We start from the raw sequence: 25696 nt of genomic DNA, 5'->3' as shown, positions 1-25696 counted from the left end.
AGCGAGCCGTTTGGGTCTCCGTGACCGCCGGGGATAGGCGCACCTCGTCCCGCTCAGCGTCCGCGAGGTCACGGCGCGGACGCTGAGCGTTCCGGGGGAGTTTCGGGCGGTGCCACGGCTCCGCGTGCGGGGAACGGCCCTCTGCTCGGTCAACGACGGTATCGGTCGCGCCCGGTGCGCCACCTCTCCTCGATTGCGCCGTGCTCGGTCCTTTATGGACACCGCGGCGCGGCCGGGATCTTCGAGATCGTCGGCAATCAAGAAGACGTTCCGCGTTGCGGCCTACTGTCACGCTCGGTGTCCGAGTCATCGCGAGGAGACCGAGGGACGGAGGGGCAGTGCAACCGCATCCCTGTGACTGCAGTCCGATGTGCGTGTTGCGGGCGACCAATCCGATGCGGATCCGGCCGACCCGCACGGGTGGCAAGACGTTCGCTTCGGCATCGGCTTATTGGAAGGCCGAGCCGGGTAGCGCGGACCTCGCGGGGCGGATCGTCCGTTACGTCGTACTGGCCAACGATCCCGCCGTGCCGGACGTCGCCGCCGATTACTGGATGCACAGCGAACGCTTCTACCGTGCCGTGGTCGACCCGCTCGAAGCCGCCATCGGCCACGATCCGGCATACCGGCGGCTCGTCGCGCGGCCGACCGACACCTTCGCCGAACGTCGGCTCGAAGAGCGTGTCGTCGCATTGCTCGACGAAAACCCCGACCTGGCGACGAAACTGGGTCATGAAGCCGACGCGGCGGACGACAACGTCTACATCAACTATTTCCGCGGCAGGCTCTACGAACCGGAAGCCGAACCCGCCGGTCTCGACCGGCTGACAGAACTCGCTCGCGGCGTACGCTCGCGGCCGTCCGGTACCGGCGACGAGATCCTCGTCGTCGTCCCGCTGTCCGATCGGGACGGCGCGGGCCGGATCCGGAACCTGACCGCCTGCCTGCTCGCCTTGCAGGACCAGACCTTTCCTGCCGACCGTTACCGGGTCACCGTCGTCGAATTCGACGAAAAGCCGCGGTGGAAGCACATCGTCCAGCCGCTGGCCGACCACTACGTGCACATCGAGGGCAAGGGCCTGTTCAACAAGTCCTGGACGCTGAACGTGGGCGTCCGCGAAACCCTCGGCGCGGCCAGGACCCTGTGCCTGCTCGACGCGGACATCTTGGTGGACCGGGAATTCCTGGAGCGCAACCACGCCAGGTTCATCGACCAGCGGCGCGACGCGCATCTGCCGCACACCGAGATGCTTTCGCTGGACGCGCCGTCGAGCGACTGGCTGATCGAGCGGCGGTGCGGCGAGAACACGCAGGAAGCGCCGCTGGCCGGGGCGCGCGGGCTGCTGCTGCGTGACGTGCCCGGTGCCTGTCTGTGGACGCGGCCGGAGATCTTCCACCGCATCGGCGGCTTCGACGAGCGCTACAAGGGTTGGGGCGGCGAGGACGAAGACATGCTCTACCGCATCTCCGCGGCGGGCGACGTCACCCAGTACGACGACGTCTTCCTGCACCTCGCGCACCGGCGGCCACCGATGCGCGACGCCGAGGGCAAACCGTTCAACGCGCACGTGGAAGTGGGCAGCTGGACGGGCGAGTCCGGCTTCGGCGACGCGTCCGGTGTGACGAGCGGCGATGAGTAGTGAGCAGGAAACCCATCCGGTGAAGGACGTGCGTCGCCAGCGGATCGCCATCTCCGGCATCTTCCTGATGGTCGGGATCATGCTCGGCTCGTGGTTCGCGCGCGTGCCGCAGCTGCGGATCGAACTAGGATTGAACTTCGCGGAACTGGGCATGGTGCTGCTCGCCCAGACCGTCGGGGTCCTGGTGGCCATGCAGCTGGCGGGACACCTGTCGAACCACCTCGACAGCCGCGCGGTCATCCGCGTCACTTCCCTGGTCCTGCCGTGGTTCCTGCCGCTGATGGCGGTGATGCCGAACGCGATCACCGCCGGTCTCGGCATGCTGACCTGGGGTGTCATCGCCGGTCTCCTCGACGTGTCCATGAACGCACAGGGCGTCGAAGTGGAACGGCGGGCACGGCGGCCGGTGCTCAACAGCCTGCACGCGGTGTGGGGGATCGGGGCGTTGCTCGGCTCGGGCGGTACGGTGCTGGCGGTGCGCGCGGAATGGTCGCTGAGTTCGCATTTCTGGATCGTTTCGGTGCTCCTCGTCGTCATCGCGCTGTTCAGCGGCCGTTGGCTGCTGACGGAATCTCCTGCCGCTTCGCCTCCTTCGAAGCGGACGGCGAAGGTCGGCTTCCTGTCCGGCTGGACGCGCGCGGTGATCGTGCTCGGCGGTCTCGGCGCGGCGGTGGCGCTCTGCGAAGGCGCGGTGTCCAGCTGGGGCGGCGTCTTCCTGAGTGAGCAACGCGGCGCGGCGGCGAACATCGCGTCGCTGGGCTACTTCGCGTTCATCGTGGCGCAGACCGGGACGAGACTCGTCGGTGACCGGCTGCACCGCCGGTTCGGTGCCGTGGCCCTGGTTCGCTGGAGTATGGCGATGACCGGCGCGGGAGTGCTGGTGGCCGTCGCCGTGCCGAGCGTGTGGTTCGGCCTGGCCGGGCTCGCGATGGCGGGCTGTGGGCTCGCCGTGGCGATCCCGATCATCTCCAGCGCGGTCGGGCACGGCACGAAGTCCAACACCAGCCTCGCGATCGCGCGGTACAGCACGCTGCACAACGCCGGTGTGCTCTCCGGTCCGGCGATCTTCGGCTGGCTCGCGCAGACCTTCGGGATCAGTGCCGCGCTGACGTGCTGCTGGTGCCGCTCGGGGTGATCATCGCCTTCGCCGCGGCCACGGCGCCCGCTTCGGTACGTGCGGCGGCGGCTCAGCCGACGGGGCAGGCGCCGACCACGGAGAACGAGACGGAGCCGGTGGTTCCCCGGGCCGCGTAGGACTGTCGTGAGTGATTCGAGTCGTTAGAGCGAAACCTCTTTTAGGTACCTAGAACACCCTTGAGTAGAACGACCCGAATCACTCACCAAAGGTTTCAGCCGTGCCGGACGGGCCGGTAGATCAGCTCCTGGGTGCGGCCGTCGAGCGTCCGGCTTTCGAGCAGGTCGAGGTCGAAGTCGGCCGCGCCCTGGAAGATCGGGCGCTCGCCGGTCTGACCGGTCAGGACGGGGAAGATCGTCACCTGGACGCGGTCGACCAGACCGGCGGCCATCAGCGTCCGGTTCAACGACAGGCTGCCGTGCGAACGCAGGGGCAGGTCGGACTCCTCCTTGAGCCGGGCGATGACGTCGACGGCGTCGCCGCTCACAATGGTCGCGTCCGGCCAGTCGAGCTCTCGCAGCGTGTTCGACACGACCGTCGCCGGAAGGGCCCGCATCCGGGTGACCCAAGGGTCGAGTGACTCCGGGCCGAGCGAAGACAGCATCTGCGCGTTGAGGGAAGCCGTAGCCGCCCCGAACACCATCCGCTGCGGCTCGTCGTACAGCGACAGGCGACGTTCGAGCAGCTCAGGGCCTTGCTTGCCCCAGTAGCCGCCCCAGTCGCCGCTGTGCGAACCGAAGCCGTCGAGGCTGCAGAAGATGTCGAAGGTGTAGGGGACGGTCATGGCACTCTCCTCAGGCGCGGCCGGCCCGTCGCCGGCCTCTCACCCTGGCTACGAACGCGCCCGACGCGAATCGACACCTCCGGGAAAAAAGTTTCGCGGGGGTGTCGCGGACGTCGACCCTCGGCGTGCCGCTCCGAAGCGTCCGGCAGCACGTTCACCACCGGGACTTGCGCGACGACCGTCCGGATCCGGCCGCTAGCCGGGCACCGGAGCGTCCACGAGGGACGCCAGTAGTTCCCGCACGCGGCGGTCCATATCGTCCCGTAACGGCCGGATGCCGGAGACCCCTTCGGTCTCCGGGTCGGGGACGACCCACTCGACGTACCGCGTTCCCTCGGCGACCGGGTAGGTCCGGCAGCCCATGGTGATCACGATGTCCGCGGCCTCGACGTCCGCGTAGGTGACCTGACTCGGTACCTCCGCCGAAATGTCGACGTCCCATTCCGCCAGGGCACCGGCCACGAGCGGGTTGATCTTCTCCGCCGGGTCGCAGCCCGCGGACCGTACGGTGACCCTGCCGAATCCGTGATGCTTCAGCAGGGCGGCCGCCATTTGCGACCGGCTCGCGTTGTGCACGCACACGAACAGGATTTCCGTCATCGCGCCGCCCATTCTACTCGGTGATGTGCTCTGCTACCGAGGTTACCCGTGAAAACCTCATCCATCCCGGGTGAGGAAAAGGGTGGCAATCGAGGAGAACTTCACCATTCCGTCCTACTCGCATCCACGGAGATGAGCAGGGTTTATCGGCGCTGGCACACTTTTCCGGTGCCCGTAAAAGACGGTGGGGGTTATCGATGACCGAGGTACGGCTCAGCGGCGCCGTGATGGCGCATCCCAGGCGCGAGGCGGCCGCGGAGGAACTCGCGCGGCTCGACCCCGCCGGTGCGCTGCGCGTGGTCCTGGACCCCGATCCGGACGGGCCACCTACGGCGTTGCGGACGGCGAGACTCGCCTGGAGCAGCGTTCCGGAGGATGCCACTCACTTTCTCGTGCTGCAGGACGACGTCCAGCTCGCGGACGGCTTCTTCGAACACGCGCGAAAAGCGGCCGCGAGACTGCCCGGGGACGCCATCGCCTTCTACGCCAACTGGAATTCCCGCAACGGCGCGGCCGTTCGGATGGCGGCCGCCGCCGGTGCCTGCTGGGCGACCGCGGTCAATGAATACGCGCCCTGTGTCGCCATGATGTTGCCCGCGGCGGTCGCTCGCGGTTACGCGCCCTACGCCGACGCGCATCCGGAGGGCTGGCCGTGCGACGTGCTCATGTTCCGGTATCTGAAGGCCGTCGGGATGCCGATCCGCATCGCCGTGCCGAATACCGTCGAGCATTCCGGTCTGCCCAGTGTCGCCGGTAATGACGCGCACGGGCTCCGGCGTTCTTCCTGCTTCTCCGGTGTCGCGCCGACGGCCGTGGACGGCGCGGTCGCCGAACACGAGGTGATCCCCTTTCACAAGCACGTCACGTCGGAATGTGCCGTACGGGCAGGCGGGCACTGGGAATACCTCGGCACAGAACGGCTCCTGCGGCGATCGGGGATTTCGCCGCAGGAGTGCAGAACCGAATTCGCGCAGGGCGGTGATCTTTCCGAAGGCGCCTGGCAGACCTGGCTGACGGCGTTCGCCATGGGACTGTCCTCTGTGGACGTCGTCGAAGGTGAGGCGCTGGATCTCGCGCTCGCGAGCATCGGCCCCGGCGGTCTCTGCGACCAGCTCACCGCATCCGAGATCGAGGCGATCACGGCTTCACACCACGAAGTGGCGGTCAAGGCCTTCGCCGCGGGACGGGCACGGGCGGCCCGGCCCCGGCGTCCGCGTGCGGGCAGTGCGCTCCAGGTCGCGGTCACCGGTTCCGACGCGCCGCTCACCGGGTATCTGGCCGGGTTGCTGGCCGAACTCGGTCACGAGATCGTCAGCGGCGAAAGCGCGTCCGCTTCCACGCGTCTCGTCCAGCTCGGCGACGAGCCGGATCCGGGTGACGTCTTCTGCGTCATCGTCGACACCGGCGCGCGTGAGCACGTCCTGCGGTGCGCGACGCCGATCGGACCGCACACCCCGGCGGATTCCGAGGTGGCGCGGTGGATCCAGCTGGCATGGACGCGTAAGACCTTGCCGGTCGATCCCGAGCGCGTGCACCAGTTCACCGACGTGCGGGACCTGGCGAGCGCGATCGACGCGGTGCTGACCGGGGCGCCGGTCTCCCCGGGGTACGACATCGCGACGGCCACGCTCACCGGCGGCGAGCTGGCGAAGATCGTCTGCGCGTCGGTTCGATCCGTGCCGACGGAAGCGGTCATCTCATCGTCGGAGACGACCGTGCTGAAACTCGGCCTCGCCGCGGCCGAACTCGGCTGGACCGCCACCGTCCCGGCCGACGAAGCCGTCCGTACCTTCGGGAAATGGCTGGCCTACGACCGGGAATGGGACCGATGAAGATCCTCGTCGCCGGACCGGTCCCGGAGGGCAGCGACTACGGCAACGGCGTCACCGCGCGCCGCTGGGCGCACCTGTTCCGGCACCTCGGCCACGAGGTCCGCGTGGTTCAGGACTACGACGGCGGCACTCACGATCTGCTCGTCGCACTGCACGCCCGCAAGAGCGAGGCCGCGATCCGGGCCTTCGGCGCCGCCTGCCCGGCCGCCGCGATCGTGATCGCGCTGACCGGCACCGATCTCTACCCGGACCTGGTCACCGGCGGGGTCGACCTGACCCTCCTCGAACATGCGACGCGCATCGTCGTCCTTCAGCCGCAAGGAATTCGGCAGGTCCCGCCCGGGTTGCGGAGCCGCACCAGGGTGATCACGCAGTCCATGCCGCCGATCTCCGGCGGGACACCCGCCGAGGACCGGTTCGAGATCGCCTTCCTCGCGCACGCCAGGCCGGTCAAGGACCCACTTCGGCTGTGCGAGGCGGTGCGCCTGCTGCCGTCGTCGTCCCGCGTCACCGTGACCCACGTCGGCGGGGTCCGCGAGGACGACATCGGCGATCGGCTGCGCGCCGAGTCCGCGGAAAATCCACGCTATTCGTGGCTCGGGCCGTTGCCGCGGCCCGAAGCGCTCGCCGTCCTCGCCCGTAGCCGGCTGCTGGTGCTCACGTCGCTGCACGAGGGCGGTGCGAACGTGGTCACCGAAGCACTCGCCGCCGGTGTCCCGATCGTCTCGACCCGCATCCCGGGTTCGGTCGGGTTGCTCGGTGAGGACTACGCCGGTTATTTCCCCGTCGGCGACACGGACGCGCTCGCGGCGGTACTCGACGCCGCCGAGCGTGACCACGACGGGCTTTACACGCAGTTGCGGCGGCAGTGCGCCGCCCGCCGCGCTTCGGTGGATCCGGAGCGCGAAACCGAGGCATGGAAGCGGCTGCTCGCCGAAGCGGTGCCCACGAACGCCGGATACGAGGGAGTGCGATGAAACTCAGGAAGAGCGTTCCGAAGGTCGGGGGCGGCGGGGTGCACCGGGAGTTCACCGCCGAGCAGACCTACGCGCGGATCGAGCCGCATCTGCGGCGCGCCGGGGTCACCCGGGTCGCGGAGATCACCTGGCTCGACCGGGTCGGCATCCCGGTCTACAACGCCATCGCGCCCCGATCCAACGACATCATCTCGGTCTACAACGGCAAAGGCCTCCGGAACATCGACGCGAAGACGTCCGCGGCGATGGAGGCGATCGAGCGGTTTTCCGCGGCGCTGCCGGTGCGGCCGGACGTCATCGCGTCCTATGCGGAACTGGTCGCCGAGGGCCGTACGGTGCTGGACCCGCGGGAGAACAACGCCGAACTCTCCGCGCACTACCGTGACGATCTCCCGATCTCGTGGGTCGAGGCCTACGACCTGATGAACGAAGAGTCCGTCCTCATCCCGCAGGCGTGTGCCGTCTACGGACTGAAGTTCCACGAACCCCCTTGCTACAAGGTGCTTTCCACCAACGGGCTCGCGTCGGGCAACAGCATCGAAGAGGCCATCTGCCACGCGCTCACCGAACTGATCGAACGCGATTCGATGACCAACGCCGAACTCGTGAGCAGCCAGCTCGCCCAGGTGCTGGAGAAGGGCATCTTCGTCGATCCGCAGCCCGAGCACATCACTTCGTATCTGCGTGAACTGCATCCGCACGTGGACCTGGAATCGCTGCCTCCGCTGGCGAAGTCCCTCGTGGACAAGTTCCACGACGCCGGGCTGCGGATGCGGATCGTGCACATCACCTCGGATCTGGAGATCCCGAGCTTCCTCGCCGCCACCTCCGAAGACCTCGGCCCGACCACGTCGCAGGGACACGGCGGGTTCGGCACGCATCCCGACGCGAACGTGGCGCTGATCCGCGCCATCACCGAATGCGCGCAGGGCCGGGCCGTCGACATCCAGGCGATGCGCGAAGACATCCGGCTCCCGACCGAGAACGTGTCCAAGTACCAGAACCACGTCCAGCGGTCGGCGACCATCGACAAGGGCGCGTGGGCCTGGCAGCCGATGCGCAAGCAGGTCGCGTTCGACGACATCCCGTCGTGGACCACCGACGACGTGATGACCGACATCAAGCTGATCCTGGACCGGATCCGCGCCGCCGGCATCGAGCGTGCGCTCGCCGTCGATCTCTCGCCGCCGGGGATCCCGGTCAGCGTCGTGCGGGTGATCGTGCCCCGGCTCGAATCGTGGGCCGTCGACCACTGCAAGATCGGTCCGCGCGGCGCGACGGTGTGGAACAACGCCCTGCTCGAACTGTCGGCCCGCAAGCGCGCCGCCGAACTTTCCAAGCCCGCCTAGGAGATCCGTCATGCGCGCAGTGGTTTTCATCGGCCCGAGCATCGACCGGGAAGCGGCGTCCGCCGAACTCGACGTCGAGTTCCTGCCCCCGGTCAAACGGGGCGATCTCGCCGAACTGCTGGCCCGGCCGGAGCCGCCCGAGGCCATCGGCATCGTGGACGGCCGTTTCCTGCAGAGCCTGTGCATCTCGCCGAAGGAGGTGCTCGAGGCGATGGACCGCGGGGTCACGATGTTCGGTTCGTCGAGTATGGGCGCCTTGCGGGCGGCGGAATGTTCGCCGTTCGGCATGGTCGGTGTCGGCAAGATCTACGAGGAGTACTTCTCCGGGCGGATCGACGCCGACGACGAGGTCGCCGTCACCTACGACGAAGAAAATCTTTCGGCGTTGTCCGAACCGATGGTCAACCTGCGGTTCGCCATCGCCGCCGGTGTCGAGGAAGGCGCGTTCGCCCCGGAAACGGGGGAGCGGTTCCTCGAGATCGCGAAGGAACTGTACTTCCCGCAACGCGTCACCCGGACCGTGCTCCTGTTGCTGCGCCGGGAGATCCCGGCGGACGAGCACGCCAGGATCGCCGCCTTCTTCGACGGCGGGGCGCCCGACACGAAACGTGAGGACGCCGTGCTGCTGCTCGCGGCGATGCGGGACTTCCTCGATCCGGGCGGACAACCGCGGATCACCACCGTCGAATCCCGAGGTGCGCTGTGAGCATTCCCGTCCCACGACCGCTTCCGGAGGGATCGGTCGACCCGTCGCTCGCCCCGCTGGCCGGGTTCAGTCCCGAACAGCTCGAACGCTTCCTGGAGGCCGTGCGGACCTCGTCCGACGGCGTCCAGGGCACGCTGGAGTCGTTGACCATGACGATCATGACGTCGATCGAATGACCGCCGCGCCGCTGACGGAGGAGGACGTCACCCCGGCGAAGGTGGGCATCTTCTCCAAGGAGTACCGGGCGAGCACGATCGGGTTCGCCTCCGTGATGTTCCTCGAAGGGTTCGCCGCGCTGGCGCTGGTCACCACCCTTCCGGTGGCGGTCGGCCGGCTCGACGGGCTCACCGTGTACGCGCTGGCGCTGGGCGGGTTCGTCACGATGAGCCTGTTCGGCAGCGTCCTGGCGGGGGAGATCGCCGACAAACGGGGTCCCCGGCTGCTGCTGGTGCTCGGACTGGGCCTGTTCCTCGCCGGGTTGCTGCTCGCCGGGACCGCGACGACGGTGTGGCAACTGATCGCCGGGCGCTGTGTGCAGGGTTTCGCGAGCAGCGTCGTGGTCGTCGGGCTCAACGTCACCATCGCGCAGTCGTATCCGTCGAAGCTGCGGCCGAAGGCGCTGTCGCTGATGAGCACCTGCTGGATCGTGCCGTCGATGATCGGTCCGGCGATCGCCGGGATCGTCACCGAACTGCTGTCGTGGCGATGGGTGTTCTTCGGCCTCGCCATCCTGGTTTCGGTCGCCTCGCTGATCCCGCTCGGTTTCCTTCGGCGGCTCAGCCCGGTCGCCGCCGAAGAGCGCTCGACACCGCCGGGTCTCGTCCGGGCCGCGGCCATCGTCGCGGTGGCCGCCGGGATCCTGCACTTCGGTGCTTCGGGGCTCGACCTGGTGCACGTCCTGTTCGCGCTCGGCGGCGTGATCGCGCTGGTGATCAGTGTCCCCCGGCTGCTTCCCGAGGGGACGCTGCGCGCGGTGCGGGGCATTCCCGCGGCGATCCTGTTGCGGGGCCTGGCTTCCGGTATCTATTTCGCGCTGGAGTCCTACATCCCGTTGATGTTGATCAACCAGCGGCAGATCTCGGTCACCGCCGCCGGTATCTCGTTCACCGGCGCCACGTTGCTGTGGGCGGGCGCGGCCTGGTTGCAGGGGCACCCGTGGTCGGAGGTACCTAGGCACAAGCTCGTCCTGCTCGGTTCCGTGGTGATCGCGGGATCCAGCCTGATCGCGATCCTCGGCGTGCTCGCCGTGGTGCCACCGATGACCGCGAGCGTCGCGCTGATCGTCGCCGGATTCGGGATGGGGCTGGTGTTGCCGAGTCTCACCGTGCTCGCGTTCGACCACTGCCCCCCGGAGGACCAGGGGCGTTACTCGGCCGCCATGCAGGTCTCCCAGGGACTCGGCAGCGTCGTGATGATCGGTGCGGCGGGCGCGCTCTTCAACGTCGGTACCGCCGTCGGCTACTCCGGCGGCCTCGTCTACGGGGTGGTTTTCGCCTTCGTGGCACTCATCGCGCTCCCGGCCTGCCTTTTGGCGCTGAGGACCCGCATCTAGGAGGCACTCGTGCAAAAGGATCTCGCCGTCATCGGCCTGGGGTACGTGGGACTGCCGTTGGCCAGGGAAGCCGTCCGCGCCGGACTCACCGTCGCCGGGCTGGACCAGAACGAGCGCGTCGTCGCCGCGCTCAACACCGGACTGTCGCATGTGGACGACATCCCGGACGCGGACGTGGCGACGATGGTGGCGGCGGGGTTCGCCGCGACCACCGACGAAGGCGTGCTCACCTCGGCCGACGTCATCGTGATCTGCGTGCCGACGCCGCTGGCGTCCGACGGCGGTCCGGACCTCGGCGCGGTGAAGGCCGCCGCCGAGGCGGTGAGCCGTCAGCTGAAGCCGGGAACACTGGTGATTCTGGAATCGACCACGTACCCCGGGACGACCGAAGAGGTCGTCGCCCCGATCCTGGAATGGTCGGGGCTGCGCGCGGGGGAGGACTTCTGCCTGGCGTTCTCGCCGGAGCGGGTCGACCCCGGCAACGCGGTCTACGGCATCCGCAACACCCCGAAGGTCGTCGGCGGGCTGACGCCTGCGTGCGCGGCCGCGGTGGCGGAGTTCTACGGCCGGTTCGTCGACGACGTCGTACCCGCCAAGGGCACTCGCGAGGCCGAAATGGCGAAGCTGCTGGAGAACACCTACCGGCACGTGAACATCGCGCTGATGAACGAGATGGCGGTGTTCTGCCACGAACTCGGCATCGACCTGTGGGACGTCATCTCGTGCGCCGCCACGAAACCGTTCGGGTTCCAGTCGTTCCGGCCGGGGCCGGGGGTCGGCGGGCACTGTATCCCGATCGACCCGAACTACCTGTCGTACAAGGTCCGTACCCTCGGCTACCCGTTCCGGTTCGTCGAACTGGCGCAGGAGATCAACACGCGTATGCCGCGCTACGTCGTCGAACGGGCGCAGGACATGCTCAACGAATCCGGCCGGGCGTTGCGCGGTTCGCGGGTGCTCCTACTCGGCGTGACCTACAAACCCGACATCGCCGACCAGCGCGAGTCACCCGCGCTGCCGGTGGCGGTGCGGCTGCGGGACCTGGGCGCCGACGTCGTCTACCACGATCCGCACGTCACGGACTGGCGCGTGCACGGCGAATCGGTACCGCGGGCGGCCGATTTGACGGCGGAACTCGCCTCGGCCGATCTGACGATCCTGCTGCAGAAGCACACCGCCTACGACGTCGACGCCCTCGCCCGCGGCGCGCGGCTGCTGTTGGACACCAGGGGTGCCGTTCCCCACGATGCCCACGTCGTCGCTCTGTGAACCACGCGTTCCGTCCTCTGCTCGCGGAACCTCTCCGCGAGCAGAGGACGGGACGCGTGACGGGACCCGGCCTAGAGCACGAGCCGGACGTCGTAGGCCTTGAGCCAGTCGTTGAGCTGCAACGTGGTCTCCAGCGCGGGTCGGGTGAGCCGCCCCTCGGGGAATTCGCCGGTCAGCAACGGTGAAAGCGGTTCGTCCTTCGCGAGGATCAGGCTCCGCAGCCGGTCGCGCAGGATGCGGTCGTAGGAATCGTCCTCAATGGACGGGTATGGTGTCTTGGCGCGGCTCAGTACCTCGGCGGGGAGCAGGTCCTTACCCACGGCACGCAAGAGGCTCTTCTCGCGGCCGTCGAAGTTCTTCATCGACCACGGAACGTTGAAGGTGTACTCGACGAGGCGGTGGTCGGTGAACGGCACGCGTACCTCCAGTCCGGCCGCCATGCTCATCCGGTCCTTGCGGTCGAACAGCACCTGCGCGTGCCGGGTCAGCCCGAGGTAGGTCACCTCGCGCATCCGCGCTTCGAGCGGATCCTCACCGGACACAGTGGACAGTTCGGCGAGGGCGGAATCATGGCTGTCACGTTCGTATTCACGCAAACCGAGTTTCGTCATCAGGTCCGGCGCGAAGAGCAGTTCAAGCCCCTCGTGGCGGCTCCGTCCGGAGTGGACCCACGGGAACGTGCCCGACCAGACCGCGTCGGGCTTCCGGTACCAGCGGTAACCGCCGAAGACCTCATCGCCGCATTCGCCGGACAACGCCACCGTCGACCGCTCCCGGACCAGCCGGAACAGCTCGTGCAGCGAAGCGTGCTCGTCGCCTTTGGCGATCGGCAGGTCGTACGCGGTCAGCACAGCCGCCTTCACCGACGGCGCGAGAAGATCGACGGTGGTGTGCAGGATCTCCTCGTACCGCGCGCCGACGTGGTCCGCGACCAGCCGCGCGTGCACGTGGTCGAGGTTGTCGCCCGGCTGGTCGGTCACCTTGACCGAATAGGACCGGACGTCGGAGGTCCTCGCCGCGAGGGCGGTGAGCGTGCTGGAGTCGAGCCCGCCGGAAAGCAGCGTGCACAGCGGCACGTCCGCCACCAGCTGGCGGGCGACGGTGTCTTCGAGCAGTTCCCTGACCGTGCCGATCGTGGTGGCGAGGTCGTCGGGGTGCTCCCGGGCCTGGAGCGACCAGTACTCCCGCAGCTCGATGCCGTCACGGCGCACCCGCAGCGTGTTTCCCGGCGGAAGCTCGCGCATTCCGCGGAAGACGGCGTGCCCGGGGTTCTTCGCCACCGAGAGCAGATCCCGCAGGCCGTCGGTGTCGAGGACGCGTTCGGCGAGCGGGTTCGCGAGAATCGCCTTGGGCTCCGAACCGAAGAGCACGCCGTCCGCGGTGGGGAAGTAGAAGAGCGGCTTGACGCCCATGCGGTCACGGACCAGCAGCAACTCGTCGCCGTCCCAGATCGCGAACGCGTACATACCGTTGAGCCGGTCGACGAACGCCTCACCCCATTCGAGGAAGGCACGCAGGACGACCTCGGTGTCGCTGCGGGTGCCGAACCGATGGCCACGGCCGGTGAGTTCCGCCCGCAGCTCCCGGAAGTTGTAGACCTCGCCGCTGTAGGTGAGGACGGCCGGACCCGCCGCCATCGGCTGGCGACCGCCGTCGAGGTCGATGATCGACAGCCGACGGTGGCCGAGAGCGGCGTGCGGGGAGAGCCAGATCCCACCGGCGTCGGGACCCCGTTTCGTCATGGTGTCCGTCATTGCCTGGACCGTGTCACGCTCCCGCGTCAGATCCCGCCCGAAATCCACCCAACCGGCGATACCGCACATCCGTCCAGCGTCGCACTGGCGCGGCGGCGGCGAGAACTCCCGTATTGCCGGACCGAGTGAGAATCGCGAAGTGCCGGAAACCCAGTGGCCGAGGGCCGGCCTTGGCAGGGGATGAAGGGCATCATGAGGACCTACGACCACGTGACTTCACTTATGCGCGGTGTGGCGGCCTCCTTGCCTCGTCGCCAAGAGCCGCAGTCGCACACGGATATACCAGCACTCATGTCCGGTCTACACCCAGCGGTCGTGCTCACCATCAAGATCCATCCTACGATTCCGTCCGGCCACAGCGGCATTGCAACTGCGGGCAGCGACCGTGCCAACCATCTCCTGTTGATGCCAACTAGCGCCTGTCGTCACACTTGATCATTCTTCGACGCGTCACGAGCGCTGAGACTCTGCGGCTGCGTCGGTCGAAAATGCTGCGGCTCAGACGAAGCAGCAGTGTCCGCTGGGTCATCTGTACGGGGTCTGTGGGCCGGATGCCGCGATGGTCGTCCGGCCCGAGATTCGCAACTCAGCGCGCCGCCAGTCTGGCCATTGGGCGGTTTGCGTCGGGTTACTCCGCAGCCAGGCGTTGTAGGCAGCGCGGAAGGCCGGGTTGGTGGAGTCCATGCCGAGTACGGTCTCCGGGTCGTCCAGGCTGCCCACGGTCTCGGCCGGGATCTCGCCGAAGCCGACGACGCGGCTCCTGTCGATCGGCGGCACCGATCCGGCAGGGAACGCGTCCTGGTACGCCTGCGCCAAGGCCTGAGCGCGCGCCGCGGACAGGTCTTGGTTGTCCGGCGTGCGGCCCTCAGGCGAGGCCCAGCCGATGACTTCACGCAGTACCAAGGGATTGACGAGGGCAGCGCGGTTCTCGGCCAGCGAGACTTCCAATACGGCGCGCGATGTGAACGGGCCGATGGGCCGGGCGAGGTCCGATATCAGATTCGAGTCGACCGTGAAACAGCTCTCGATCCGCGCCGCCGCGTCGAGCTGCGCCGTCGGCACCGGGCGGGGTGTTTCCGGCGTTGCCGTGACCGCTGGCATGTGGGCGCCGGCGACCAACCAGCCCCGGCCGACGCCGGCGGCGGCCAGGTTTCCCGCGGGTTTCAGATCGTCCGAGGTGATGAACTCCAATTTGGTCTTGACCGTCGGTTTTTTGATGCCTGCAGGTAATTCCACGATCGTACTGATGTCGTAAGGCTGCGCCGGATCTTCCTTCCAGACGTGGAACATCACCGACTTGGCCAGCTGCCCCGACCAGGTCAGGCCTGCGGCCGTGCCCACGCTGATCGTGCCGAGCTCGAACGACGCGCCGTCGAACGCGTCCTTGCCCAGGTCGTAGGTGGTGAGCAGCTCGAAGCTCTTGGCGTCCACGCCGGGGCTGGGAAAGCCGCCGCCCACGTCGAAGTAGGCGCCGATCAGGCCGGAGCCCGCGGTCTGCGTCGTGTCGAAAACCGTGCTGCGCGACTTGCACTCGATCTTGCCGTCCTTGCCGACCGACAGCTTGCCCTCGCTGTCGGTCTTGACCTCCACCTTCTCCTTCTTCACCTGCATGTAAAAGGGATTGAAGCCGATGGTCAGGCCGACGACCGGCGGGATGCGGAGGAACTTTCCAGGTTCGGGGATCTTGCCGGTGACCCAGTCCGGCAGCGGGATCACCGAACCAGTGGCCAGCGAGAACGTGTACAGGAACGTGCCTGCCCTGGTCGCCGCGAAACTCAGTGGTTTGGACAGGTCGACCCCCGATCGGTCGTTGGCCATCCAGTGCTGCCGTTCCTCCTCGCACGCCTGGTCGAGCAACCGAAGGTAGCTGTGGCTGATCAGCGCGCCGTTCTCGTTGGGAGCCTCGATACGGTGTGCGGCGAGCGCTTCGAGCAGCGCCGAACGAGTCCGGCCTGCGTATGCCCATGTCGGATTCGGCGTGGTGCCGGAAAGCCAGGTGATGATCCGGTTCAGGAACGTCTCCCGCCTCGCCTGCCGCACCGGCCCGGTCGAGGTGTACCAGGCGTACGCGACGTCGGCGAGCGTGTTCGGCGGCGGTTTCGGGCTCTGCCTCGTCGACCAGTCGTTGGCGAGCGCGGCCGCGGCGTCCTCGAGGTATCCATTGGGAATAGGGCGGGCGTGGGTTGCAGCCCACATGGTGAACGGGTCCTTGCCCGGCCCTCGGCTCGCCGTCCAGGCCCCATCGGCTGCGGGCACTCGCGGCACGGCGTTGAGGCGTAGCAGTTTCTCGTACGCCGCACCCTGTTCGAACTGGACCTCCAGCACCTGCTTCGCGCCGGACCCGGAGATCCGGAATCGGCCCACCGGCACCGATCCGCTGCCCGAGGACAGCCGGGTCAGCACCTCGCTGGGATCGGCACCCGGGTACCACGCGTCCGATGGGCCGGTGCGAGTGGACAGCGGCACGGTCACCGAGTACACCGGTGCGCTGCCGTCCTGCCTGTCGCGCCTGGCCACGTCGAGGTCGACCACGAACACCAGCGCGATCTCGCGCCTGGTCCAGCGCGGGCCGGTCGCGTTCGGCGCGAAGCATCGCACCGGTGCCGCCGGCACGCCGGTCGGCGGCGGCACCGCCCACCCCGCCAGCACCTGCCCGGCCTGGTTGAGCTGGACCTGCAGACCCGCGTACGGGCCCCCGTCGGCGTGCGCGGACTCGTAGAATCCGGTGAGGTCCGGGTCCTGCCAGCGTGGCTTGGGTACGACGGTCCATCGAGGCGCGGCCGGTGGCGCCGACCGGTGGGCGCCGGTCACAGCTGTTGCCCGGTCTTGGGGTCGTATTCGACCTCGACCGCGACGATCTGGTCGGTCGGCAGGACCTCGATCCACTGGTCGAAGATCTGGTACGGCTCGGCGGGCCGGAATCCGCCCTCCAAAGGATCAAAGCCTGTTTGGAACACGGTCTCGGTGGCCAGCGTGTTGGCCATTGTGGTGTTGGCACCCTGCAGTTCGACGGCCAGCAGCTTCAGCACCTCGCCGATCTGCTTGCCTTGCCATTCCGGTGGATCCCCGGCCTGCCAGGCGTAGGGCAACGTAAGGTTGTCGGTCCCTTCCACGTTGGCTTGCCTCAGCCAGTCGTACGCCGCCGACTCGAAGCCCGGTCGGATGGGCAGCACCACCTTGACCCAGGCCGCGTTGAGGAACTCATTGCGCCGCGCGTCGCCGTCGGCCTGGATCAGCCAGCCCAGCGAACTTCCCATCGGCGCCGGCTGCGAGTCGCCGGTGACCAGGTAGTTGACCCGATACTCCTGCTCGGACGGAGGCTTGTTCGGGTCCCCGGGGTTCGTCACGGTCGCGCCCGGCTTGTTCTCCGAAGCGGTGTGCGAGTACCAGCTCAGCACGGTCTCGCCGAGCAGCGGGTCGCGCTTGTCCATGTACCCCGGCGCGTCGGAGGGCAGCCAGATGGCCGGCGGCACCGGGTACCGGCCGAGCGACGCCGCGCCGGCGGCGCCGACCGCGGCGCCGGGGCGCCAGTAGTCGGGCGCCACGAAGTACAGCATCTGGTCGACATCGAACATCTGGCGGATCAGTTCGGACGCCAGGTGCTTGTCCGGGATGACCGACTCCAACTTCTGGATCAAGTGGGCGTAGACGGCCTGCCGCTCCTCGGTACGCAGGTCCTCGGACGGTCGCGGCTTGATTCCGCTGACCGTCTTGAGCCTCGAGGCCACCGCGTTCGCATAGGCCTTCCGCAGGAGCAACGTCACCGACCGGTCGTAGTCCGCCTGCGCGGCGGCATTCGCCTCCTTGATCGCCTGCACGGTCGCGGACAGCGGTTCGTACACGATCGTCGCGTCGAAGGGAAGGCTCATGGCGCCGTGGAAATGGGCGTAGGTCAGCTGGAGTGAGAACGAGTTCTGTGTGACATTCGGGTTCGGCTTGCCGTGGTCGGGGTTCACGGTGACGAATCGGACGTCCGCGCCGTGGAAATCGAGCAGGCCGATCCTGCTCACTTGGTACCCGCTGGGCGGGTCGGGCAGCGGGTACTCGAACCAGAACTGGATGATGTTCGCGTCGCCCACGGTCGGCTTGTTGATGCCGTGATCCCCGTTCTCCGACGACCGCTCATAAGGGTCATCGTTGTCGGGGCCACCACCGTGGCTCTGCTGGAACGGCACCGCCAGGTGATACACCACCGACTTCTGCCCGGGTATCGGCTGCAGCTCCGGCTTCTTGACCGAGGTGAGGTCCGGCGCGGGCACCACGCTGACCGTCTCCCCGATCCCCAGGCTCAGGCCGGGCGCCGTACCGGTCAATTTGCCGTCGGCGTCGGTCGACAGTCCCGAGAACGTCTGCCAGGAAAGCTGGCTGCGGAGATGCTGCAGTTGCACGCCCACCTTGCGCATCTTGCGCCGCAGTTCGTAGTTGACGAGCTTGTCGGTGGTGTTCTGCACCACGTACCGGCGGCTGTTGGTGTCGGTGGTCTCGGTAATGGTCTTGAAGGTGGTCTTGAAGTTGCGGGTGATCTCGCTGGAGACCTTGCTGCTCTGGGTCCGGGTGTACTTGTGGGTCAGCTCGGACGAGCGGTTCGTCGTGGTCTTGTTGCTGAATGAGGCGCTGCCCTCGGCGTGCCAGATACCGGCGAAGCCACCGCCGCCCGACGCGCTGGCACCCAATGTGGTGTCGTTGGCGTTGGACTCCTTGACGGCGTCGGCGATGTCGCTCTGGTCGGTCAGGCTCTCCTCGACCTTGCGGTTGATCGTCTCGGACTGCTCGGCGGTCTGCTCGGTGAGCGTGCGCCGCGTGCTGGTCTCGATGAGTTCGACGGTGCCACCGGGGCTGAGCCACAAATGCCCCGCCGATGTACCGAGAAATGTGTCGAACTCGAAGAAGTACTCGCGGAATAGATTCACCAGACCGACAGGGGAGAGCACCGCGTCGGTGAGCGGGTGCTCATCGGCGAACGCGGTGAGCTGGTCACGGGTGAGCGCACCGACGGTGAAGCGTTGCTCGTTCTGCCGGCCGCGCCAGCCCATCAGCGGCTGGTAGACGCCGAACACCTCGCTGGCGTAAGGCAGTGTTCCGGCGAACTGGTGCACGGGGCGGCCGTTCGTCACCGGCGGCGCGGCCTTCGGTGCCGGGAGCACCTGCGCATTGGCTATCGGCCTGCCGGCGGCCGTGGCGTAAGGCAAGACCGTCCACGGCCTGCCGCTGGCCCCACTGGCCAGCAGTAGTTCCCGCTCGGACTGGCCGGCCGGCGCCACGAACGAGATGGTCTGCGGCCCGATCGCGGGCGTGGCCAGTGTCTTGCCCACGTACTGTCGGCTCAGGTTGGCGTCGTGTTCGAGGAACGCGCCACCCAGAGCGGCTATGTCCGGATACCGGCGCGGGTCCTGGACGTCGATGTCGGCAGGCACCGCCAGCGCGATGCGCGGTACGGTCGCCAGATCGCCCGACGACGGCTGGACGGTGTAGGTCCAGACCTGATAGTTGGCGTCTGGTCCGCTTTTGGCCAGCGGCACCTTGCTGGTAAACGTGACGAGCAACGACACGTTTCCTCCCTCACGTGATTGCTTCTCGATTGAAAGGCGAGAGAGGCATGTCCATCCCGCCTCGGCACGCAACCAAGCCCCCGGTTGCCAGGCCGATTCTCAAAGTAGCCCGTTACACGATCAAATCCCCGAATCGCCCGGAAGTACGCACGAAGAGGCATCGCCCTGTCGCCGACGCGATTTCGGTGCGGCGAGGGTGTCTGGTGCTCCTGCCTCACCTCGCATAGGTATCAGCGCAGGAGGACGTTCTCGTTGATTTCGCGGGTGGCGTCGGCGATGAAGTGACACTGACGCAACCGTCACCGGTCACAGTAGTCCGCGACTCGACGGCGTCAGTTGGTGGCAAATCCTCTAGGTTGTCACTCAGCGCCTCAAGACGGTACCGACACCGTAGAACTCGCTGATGAGGTCGTGCAACGTGAAGCCAGCGCTCGACGACAATCGGCGGACATGGTTCGCTACCACTAGCAGACAACCGGCACGCGCGACTTGAGGGACGACGACTTCGATCACGTGGGCGACACACGCCAAAATCCGGCCACGCAGGTGTGTCGTCCAACCAGTTACGCGTGTCGGTTGGCTCGGACGGCGCAAAGCGTTCAGGGTCGCATGAAACTAGGCAACCTGAATACCATAAGTGCGTGCCCGTACCCCACCTGGGCAGTACGCGTCGGAGTAGTAATAGGCGCTGACCCAGTTTCCGTACCTGACCGAACCGCCGGGGCAGTAGGCGACGACGCGCATTTCGTCGGTAGCCCCCGCTGTGCTTCCGCAGATAGCCCGTGCACCGGAGGTTGTCGTCCAGCCGTGGCAGTCGGAAATGGCGCTGGCAGGGGTGCTTGTCGCCATCACGGCCCCGGCGCAAAGACCGATGATGGTCAGGATGCTCGCGATCCGGTGTTTCACATTGGACATCGTGTTCCTCCTGTGGTTGGCGACTGGGCCGCCGTCGGCGATGTTCGCCTGGTAAGTCTGCCGCAAGGTCACAGGGACCGGTCCCAGGATCCCAGGTTCAATGATCTGCGCCGGTGACATTCGCGTCTATTGCTCTACCGCGTTCATTGTATGTTGGGAAACTGAGGACAGAACCGGGACTCGATGCGCATCGTGCCTCTTTTCGTAAATTCTTCTCGGTCGATCGCGCGAGCAGCGCGCCAGGGCGAACGACCGTGAAGGAGCTCGCCTTGCCTGTCACTGACCATCGCCTTGTGGATAGTATCGCCACCACGCTTGATGGGCCGGCTCCGTGGCTTCCGAAGTGGACTGAATGTCCGAGCGCCGCCTAAAAACTCCTCTCCCGGCTGACTGCAAAGAATTCATGGCCAGATTCCCGTCGGGAATGTTTCGTCAGGTAATCAGGCTCATTAATCCGATGCAGAGTAACGCCCATCTAGGATTCTTTCAGGCTGACTTCGACCAGGCCGTGGCCAATGTGAAGACAGTCTGGTAATACGAATACAACACGTATCCACCATTTCCAGATCCGGCGGATTCGTACCGTTCGCCTCCGACGACACAGGTGGAACAATCTTCTGGCTCCGCTGGACGCCCGACCCCGACAAATGGCACGTGGTTTACCTGAGTCGGCACAGTCCGGACTCCTGGACGCGAACGAAGCGGACGATAACGGCAGTGATGCTCGAACTCGCGAAGAGTCAAGGTAAGCGAAACTGTTCAGACGGATCGAGATCGACAGCCCGGTCGCCAACGGGAGAGCCTGGGCGAACTACACGTACGCCCTCGAGCAACTCCTGCACATTCTCGGCAACGAGGATCACGAGTACCTCGACAAAGTCGACTACACCGCGACATGACATGCGCCAGTGCGCGATGGTGCGACGACGAGCGAACCCCGGAACAGCTTCGGGCGAGTTCGAGGTCGAGAAGCTTGTCGCGACACCGGCGCAGGCACTGCGAGCCTCGATGCGGCTCTATGATAGCGGACTCGAACTCGCCGGATTCGTGCTCGGGCTGCTCGACTTCTACACCGGTTCCCGTTGGGGTGAGCAGGTCGGGCAGCAGCGGCACGAGTACGACAGCGAAGCGCGGGCGATCCAGATCCGTGAGCCGCTGAAAGAGATCGGCGGACGGCTGTTCAAAGGTGGCCGTAGGATCGACACCTCACGGTTGGCTGATCTCGGGCCGAGGCCGACTCGTCCGGTAACGCCGAGACGACAGGGCGGCCGAACGAAGAAGGGCCGGACCAAGACGCCGGCGGGGACGCGGACCGTGGAGTTGCCGCCGAGCATCGCGGTCTTCTACGTGGAGCTGATGGACAGCCGCAGCTTCCCGTTCGTTCTCTGCAGTTCGGAAGGTGCGCCGTTGCGGCGGTCGAACTTCCGCAACCCCTACTGGCGCCCGGTCTGGGACGGCAGTGACGCTGAACACACGCGGTCTGCGGCAGCCGATCCTGCCGCCCTTCACCTTCCACGAGGGGCGGCACAGTCACAACCTGGCTCGCCGAGGACGGTATCCCCGAGGGGGCGCACGCAGAGCACGATTGGGTCCGAGAATGAAGGGCATCGCGAGGGTCTACGACCATGTGACTCCGTTGATGCGCCGCCAGATTCTGCAAGCGATGGAGGCCCGCTGGATCGGCTCGCTGATCGCGCTCACCCCGGGGGAGCGGACGACGCTGGGGAGTGGTTCCCGCACCTGCACGCCACGTTCCGTGACGGGCAGTTGGAGACCGCTCCGAACCTCGCCATTGAACGTCAGAAGCCCCGCCCCTCCGAGGAGGAGCAGGGCTTCTGACCTGCGAAAACAGATGGTGCGCGATACTGGGATTGAACCAGTGACCTCTTCCGTGTCAGGGAAGATCGATCTAGCTCCTGACCAGGCGTTTCCTCTGTTCCCGCAGGTCCGCGGTCTCTCGTTCCTCCTCGTTGGAGTGGCTTCGAACGCGTTGCGGCGCGTTCCGGTCGCCTGAATATCGCCAGTTGATCTTGGATTGCTGGTTACGAGGAGTTGCTTCGTGTCTGCCAAAGCTATTGGTTTTCCGGTCGAGCGTGACTCGGTGCTTCAGCTGGTCACGGTCATTGTCGGTGTCATCGTGGGGCTGACGTTCATGTTCGGGTTCGGCAATGTCCTGGCTTTCGGTCTTCAGCTCGGTGTGCCGGGATGGGTTGCTCCGCTGGTCGCGCCTGCCGTGGACCTGTCGGTGCTGGCGCTGCTGATCGCGATCCGGCAGCTGTCGTTGCGTGGCGCCTCTGCCGAGGTGATCCGGCCAGCGCGTCGACTATTGTTGGTCTCGAGCGTCGTCACGCTGGCCCTGAACGTGGCCGAACCGCTCATCGCTGGGGAGATCGGTCGGGCGCTGTTCGATGCAGTTGGCCCGCTCCTGCTGATTGGCTGGGCAGACGTCGGCCCAGCGCTACTTCGTGAGCTCGCCTCCGCGGCGCCGCCTGCAGAGCAACCGGCGCCGTCGCCGAACCGCCGTGCCCCGGCGGTGCCTGAAGGTTCCTCGGACACATGGCCTCAGGAGATCGATACGTCCCCGTCGCCTACGAAGCGGTCGAGCTTGTCAAAGCTCGACGACGACCTCATCGGGAGAGCTATCGAGGTGGACCGCCTTCATCGCGAGGAGCACCAACGTCCGGTCTCGGCGGAAGGCCTGATGCGACAGTTTGGTCTGGGAGCCGAGCGCTCACGCCTGCTGATGCGTACGGTACGGGCGAAATGGGAGGCTGAGCACTTGGTTAACCACGACGACGATCGAGCCTGTGGTCGACCCAGTAACGAATAGCTGAAGAGCTCTCGGTTTCCCTACAGCTTGCAGGCATTGCGTGGGTCCTGGCTGTCAGCTGCGGCTTCGTGAAGTACGTCAGGATCGAGTTCGCTCAGGTAACGGTAGCTCTGGGGTGGTCTGAACCCGGTGGCGGCGCGCAGTGCGGCGAGCGTGTGTGGTGCAGCGAGTCGTTCGGGAGCGCTGATCGAGATTGCGGTCGCGAGATCGGTGCCGGCGAAGTATTCGTCGTACTCGGTCTTGCTGATGCAGACGTGTCGACGGTGGCGGCGCCATATCTGACCTGGGGTAGACGTTTGGACGTCGATCAGGGTGGCGACGCCGACTACGGCCATCGTCGGTGCGCTGGCGTAGAGCACCAGTTTGGTGCCAGGAGGGGCGGACACGCGGGTACGGCGCAGCTCGATGGTCTTGACGCCGTCGAGGATCGCCTCGGCGAAGCGGGGACGTAACGACAGCAGCAGTGGTCGCGCCGTCGTGGCAGCCGTTGCCGGGGGAGTCGTGCGTGCCTTCACGAGGCTGGACCCTAGCCTGGAACACCGACGAAAACGTGCTGGGGCAGTTCGAGGCCCGCCGTGTCCGGTGTGCTGGTGCGATTCAGGACACGTGCACGTCCAAAGCCGTGCGTTGCCCGAGTCGGTAGATGGCGGTGAACAGCTCAGCTGAGACTTTCACGGGTGCTTGCACCGCTCTGGGGCCTCCGTATTTGCGTTGTAGCTGGTCGTAGCTTTTTCGGAGGACCGGGTTCGGGAACAGTTCTGTGTCCGACAGTTGCAAGGCTTGTGCGATGCCATCACGGGCTGCGTCTTCGATGTTTGCGAGTGTGAACACGCCGTAGTGGCCGTAGGCGGCGAAGAGCTCTTCGGGGGTGCCTGTGGTGATCCCGTCGAGCACTGATGTCCCGATGAAGGACGCGGGTCCGGTTCGGTGACCGCTGCTCATGTACCAGAGGATCCGACCAGGTGCGCTTAGTGTGCTGTTGCGTCCGCTGCGGAAGTACACCTGTTCGCGGCCGAACGCGAGTTCAGTCCTCCGGTGCAGCGGCGCTGGCATGCCGATCAGCTCGGCGCTCCAGGTGGGTTTGATGGCCACGGCGAAGTGGGGGAGGGCACTGTCGGTGATCTTGGCCGGCCACCAGACTCGTTCGTAGTGGTGCGCGAGGGCCGCGTCGGCGCCGACGGGAATGAGGGGTGCGTTACCAAGACCCACGTGCTGATACGCATGGGTCGCAGCCGCACTGACCTCGGCGGCGGTATCGATCCTGTCCACGACGACGGCGTACCAATGATCCTCGACATGCTGATAATGCTCGTGACGCGCGATGCTCTGGAGATGGACCGGGAGGTATGGGTCGGCCAGGTCCACCACGGAACAGCCACGAGTTCTGGCCTGCTCACGCAGGTGCCACAGCAGTTGCCGGCCGAGCGTGGGGGCGATGGGGTGGTCGGCCAGCCGAAGCAGCGGCACTTGGAGCACAGAGCCGACAGCCATCAGTGCGTAGCACGCCACTGGTTCGCCGTCGGGCGCGGTCACGATCAGTTGCTCCCGCCGGCACCTGGCGAGTTCACGAAGCGTTGCTTTGAGCTTCGCGCGTGTTTCACCACCGCGGTGATCGAGGAAACGCATGAGCGTGGGCTCGGACGACGAGCCAGCCAGTCCGGTCTCGAAGGCACTGCCCTTGAGCGTGTCCGGCCGGTACGCCGCCGCATGAGCCAGCTCATCGAGGTGAATCAGCAGGTGGTCGGGATCGAGAACACGAAGCTGGGACAACTCGGGCACGTCGGGAAGACTCCGCAGCAGCGGCGCCACCGCGTTCTTCAGCTGCTCGTCCCACGTCAGGAAGACCTTGATACCCGCTGCTGCGGTTTCGGCCAGTTGCCATAGATCGGCAAGGTCTTGGTGAGTCCGACGGTATCCGGGAAGGTGCTCCGCGACGACCGCCTCGACGATCTCGAAGAATCGGGCGGCGCGGTCCCTGCTGCCACGCGGTCGGACGTACTGGGCGGCGGCCTCGAGCAGCCGTTTCCGCTGGTCGTCGTCTTTGTCGTCGAGGTCGTGCTCCAGCCCCGGGGGCACTATGATCTCGATCCGGTCGACGAGGTCGTCCACCTCGAGCACTTGGGACCGTTCGGCGTTCACTTTTTCCGATCGGACCTGCAGGTCGAGGAGGATGTTGGTGTCGATGGCCACGCGGACCACCGCAGGCTCGTCCATCGGCAGAGTGAACAGGTCTGGGTGCCCGTGGTCGCGCCACCAGACCGTCATCGCCGCGGCATCTTTGCCGCGGCCTTTCGTTTTGGCCCGTGGCTCGAACCCAAGTTTGGACCAGGTCGCAGTGATCCCGGGATAATCGTCGCGGCACTTCGCCCGGATCCCCTGTCTGCGCTCGTGCCGCCTGCTAACCTCATCGACCAATGCGCGTGCAACGCCGCTGTGGCGGTGCTCGTTCTCGACGCAGAGGTGAGTGAGTACCACCTCGTCGCGCGGCAGCCGAAAGAGGGCGTAGCCGATGACTTCGTCGCTATCGGTGTGCCGTGCGACCAGCAAGCAGCCTTTGCTGGCCGCGTCGTGGTACACCGCACGCGGTAGCAGTCCCAATGTTGCCCGCGCGCTGTCGCCAAGCTTGATGGCAGCCTCGATTGTCGAGGGGTCTGCGTGTGGCACCCTCTCGATGGTGATGTGACTTCCCGCTGTGTGGACCACGGTCAAGAGTGTCGTCAGCGACGCCAGTGGCCACCAGTGATTTCGCCGGAACCTCACTCGACTGGTCGCACCATTCGAATGTCTGGTCGAGTAAGCCGACC

20 protein-coding genes are annotated in these 25696 nt (G+C 66.6%); 12 read left to right on the top strand and 8 right to left on the bottom strand.

What is annotated here, in order from left to right; all coding sequences use genetic code 11:
• Positions 1–368: 368 nt before the first annotated feature.
• Genes AVL48_RS34315 through AVL48_RS40660 form a run of 3 tightly spaced genes read left to right on the top strand, consistent with a single transcriptional unit; the run spans position 369 to position 2894 of the window.
• The gene (locus AVL48_RS34315) at positions 369–1640 is read left to right on the top strand and encodes a glycosyltransferase family 2 protein (protein WP_061988211.1); all 1272 of its coding nucleotides are present in this window, start codon (positions 369–371) and stop codon (positions 1638–1640) included.
• Entirely contained in the window at positions 1633–2775 is a 1143-nt protein-coding gene (locus tag AVL48_RS34310; protein WP_244162344.1) for an MFS transporter, read from the top strand. Before AVL48_RS34315 ends, AVL48_RS34310 begins: the two co-directional genes overlap by 8 nt.
• A complete protein-coding gene (locus AVL48_RS40660; protein WP_279626622.1) occupies positions 2760–2894 on the top strand; it encodes a hypothetical protein in 135 nt (44 codons plus the stop codon). Before AVL48_RS34310 ends, AVL48_RS40660 begins: the two co-directional genes overlap by 16 nt.
• Before the next feature lie 95 nt (positions 2895–2989).
• On the opposite strand, the gene AVL48_RS34305 is transcribed toward AVL48_RS40660, so the two are convergent.
• On the bottom strand, positions 2990–3559 hold the full coding sequence (locus AVL48_RS34305) for a dihydrofolate reductase family protein (protein WP_061988209.1): 570 nt from the start codon (positions 3557–3559) through the stop codon (positions 2990–2992).
• Between the two features lie 195 nt (positions 3560–3754).
• Entirely contained in the window at positions 3755–4159 is a 405-nt protein-coding gene (locus AVL48_RS34300) for an arsenate-mycothiol transferase ArsC (RefSeq protein ID WP_061988274.1), read from the bottom strand.
• Positions 4160–4356: 197 nt separating this feature from the next.
• Here AVL48_RS34300 and AVL48_RS34295 point away from each other — a divergent pair, with 197 nt between their 5' ends.
• From AVL48_RS34295 to AVL48_RS34265, 7 genes are read left to right on the top strand one after another with little or no spacing between them, the layout of a single operon-like run.
• Positions 4357–5991 carry an NAD-dependent epimerase/dehydratase family protein gene (locus tag AVL48_RS34295; RefSeq protein WP_061988207.1) on the top strand — a complete coding sequence of 545 codons (1635 nt, stop codon included), beginning with the start codon at positions 4357–4359 and terminating at the stop codon, positions 5989–5991.
• Positions 5958–6968, top strand: coding sequence for a selenoneine biosynthesis selenosugar synthase SenB (senB, locus tag AVL48_RS34290; protein WP_208616212.1), 1011 nt, complete (start codon positions 5958–5960; stop codon positions 6966–6968). The genes AVL48_RS34295 and senB overlap by 34 nt, the downstream gene beginning before the upstream one ends.
• Positions 6965–8317, top strand: a complete 1353-nt coding sequence (locus AVL48_RS34285) for a YcaO-like family protein (RefSeq protein WP_061988205.1) — start codon at positions 6965–6967, stop codon at positions 8315–8317. The genes senB and AVL48_RS34285 overlap by 4 nt, the downstream gene beginning before the upstream one ends.
• A gap of 10 nt (positions 8318–8327) precedes the next feature.
• The gene (locus AVL48_RS34280) at positions 8328–9023 is read left to right on the top strand and encodes a TfuA-like protein (protein WP_061988203.1); all 696 of its coding nucleotides are present in this window, start codon (positions 8328–8330) and stop codon (positions 9021–9023) included.
• The gene (locus AVL48_RS34275; RefSeq protein ID WP_061988201.1) at positions 9020–9199 is read left to right on the top strand and encodes a hypothetical protein; all 180 of its coding nucleotides are present in this window, start codon (positions 9020–9022) and stop codon (positions 9197–9199) included. Before AVL48_RS34280 ends, AVL48_RS34275 begins: the two co-directional genes overlap by 4 nt.
• Positions 9196–10575 carry an MFS transporter gene (locus tag AVL48_RS34270; RefSeq protein ID WP_061988199.1) on the top strand — a complete coding sequence of 460 codons (1380 nt, stop codon included), beginning with the start codon at positions 9196–9198 and terminating at the stop codon, positions 10573–10575. Before AVL48_RS34275 ends, AVL48_RS34270 begins: the two co-directional genes overlap by 4 nt.
• Before the next feature lie 9 nt (positions 10576–10584).
• On the top strand, positions 10585–11844 hold the full coding sequence (locus AVL48_RS34265) for a nucleotide sugar dehydrogenase (protein WP_061988197.1): 1260 nt from the start codon (positions 10585–10587) through the stop codon (positions 11842–11844).
• A gap of 71 nt (positions 11845–11915) precedes the next feature.
• On the opposite strand, the gene asnB is transcribed toward AVL48_RS34265, so the two are convergent.
• The 4 genes from asnB to AVL48_RS39350 form a co-directional block, all read right to left on the bottom strand.
• Positions 11916–13667, bottom strand: a complete 1752-nt coding sequence (gene asnB / locus AVL48_RS34260) for an asparagine synthase (glutamine-hydrolyzing) (RefSeq protein WP_061988195.1) — start codon at positions 13665–13667, stop codon at positions 11916–11918.
• A 456-nt stretch (positions 13668–14123) separates the two neighbouring features.
• On the bottom strand, positions 14124–16409 hold the full coding sequence (locus AVL48_RS34255) for a hypothetical protein (RefSeq protein WP_061988193.1): 2286 nt from the start codon (positions 16407–16409) through the stop codon (positions 14124–14126).
• Positions 16406–19147 (bottom strand): hypothetical protein, encoded by a 2742-nt coding sequence (locus AVL48_RS34250; protein WP_063816584.1) that lies wholly within the window; start codon positions 19145–19147, stop codon positions 16406–16408. Before AVL48_RS34250 ends, AVL48_RS34255 begins: the two co-directional genes overlap by 4 nt.
• 615 nt (positions 19148–19762) lie before the next feature.
• The gene (locus AVL48_RS39350) at positions 19763–20062 is read right to left on the bottom strand and encodes a hypothetical protein (protein ID WP_143104927.1); all 300 of its coding nucleotides are present in this window, start codon (positions 20060–20062) and stop codon (positions 19763–19765) included.
• Between the two features lie 900 nt (positions 20063–20962).
• On the opposite strand from AVL48_RS39350, the gene AVL48_RS38765 reads away from it, so the two are divergent.
• Together AVL48_RS38765 and AVL48_RS34235 are read left to right on the top strand one after the other, a co-directional pair.
• Entirely contained in the window at positions 20963–21901 is a 939-nt protein-coding gene (locus AVL48_RS38765; RefSeq protein WP_244162345.1) for an integrase, read from the top strand.
• 220 nt (positions 21902–22121) lie between these two features.
• Positions 22122–22892 (top strand): hypothetical protein, encoded by a 771-nt coding sequence (locus tag AVL48_RS34235; protein ID WP_244162346.1) that lies wholly within the window; start codon positions 22122–22124, stop codon positions 22890–22892.
• Between the two features lie 20 nt (positions 22893–22912).
• On the opposite strand, the gene AVL48_RS34230 is transcribed toward AVL48_RS34235, so the two are convergent.
• Positions 22913–23407, bottom strand: coding sequence for an ASCH domain-containing protein (locus tag AVL48_RS34230; RefSeq protein ID WP_143104926.1), 495 nt, complete (start codon positions 23405–23407; stop codon positions 22913–22915).
• A gap of 82 nt (positions 23408–23489) precedes the next feature.
• Complete coding sequence (locus AVL48_RS34225) at positions 23490–25556, bottom strand: GNAT family N-acetyltransferase (RefSeq protein WP_158070211.1); 2067 nt, start codon at positions 25554–25556, stop codon at positions 23490–23492.
• Positions 25557–25696 lie beyond the last annotated feature (140 nt).

It is taken from the genome of Amycolatopsis regifaucium (assembly GCF_001613935.1).
GTDB classification, from domain to species: domain Bacteria; phylum Actinomycetota; class Actinomycetes; order Mycobacteriales; family Pseudonocardiaceae; genus Amycolatopsis; species Amycolatopsis regifaucium.
Note: the sequence above shows the minus strand (reverse complement) of the source record. Positions and strands in the feature narration are given on the sequence as shown.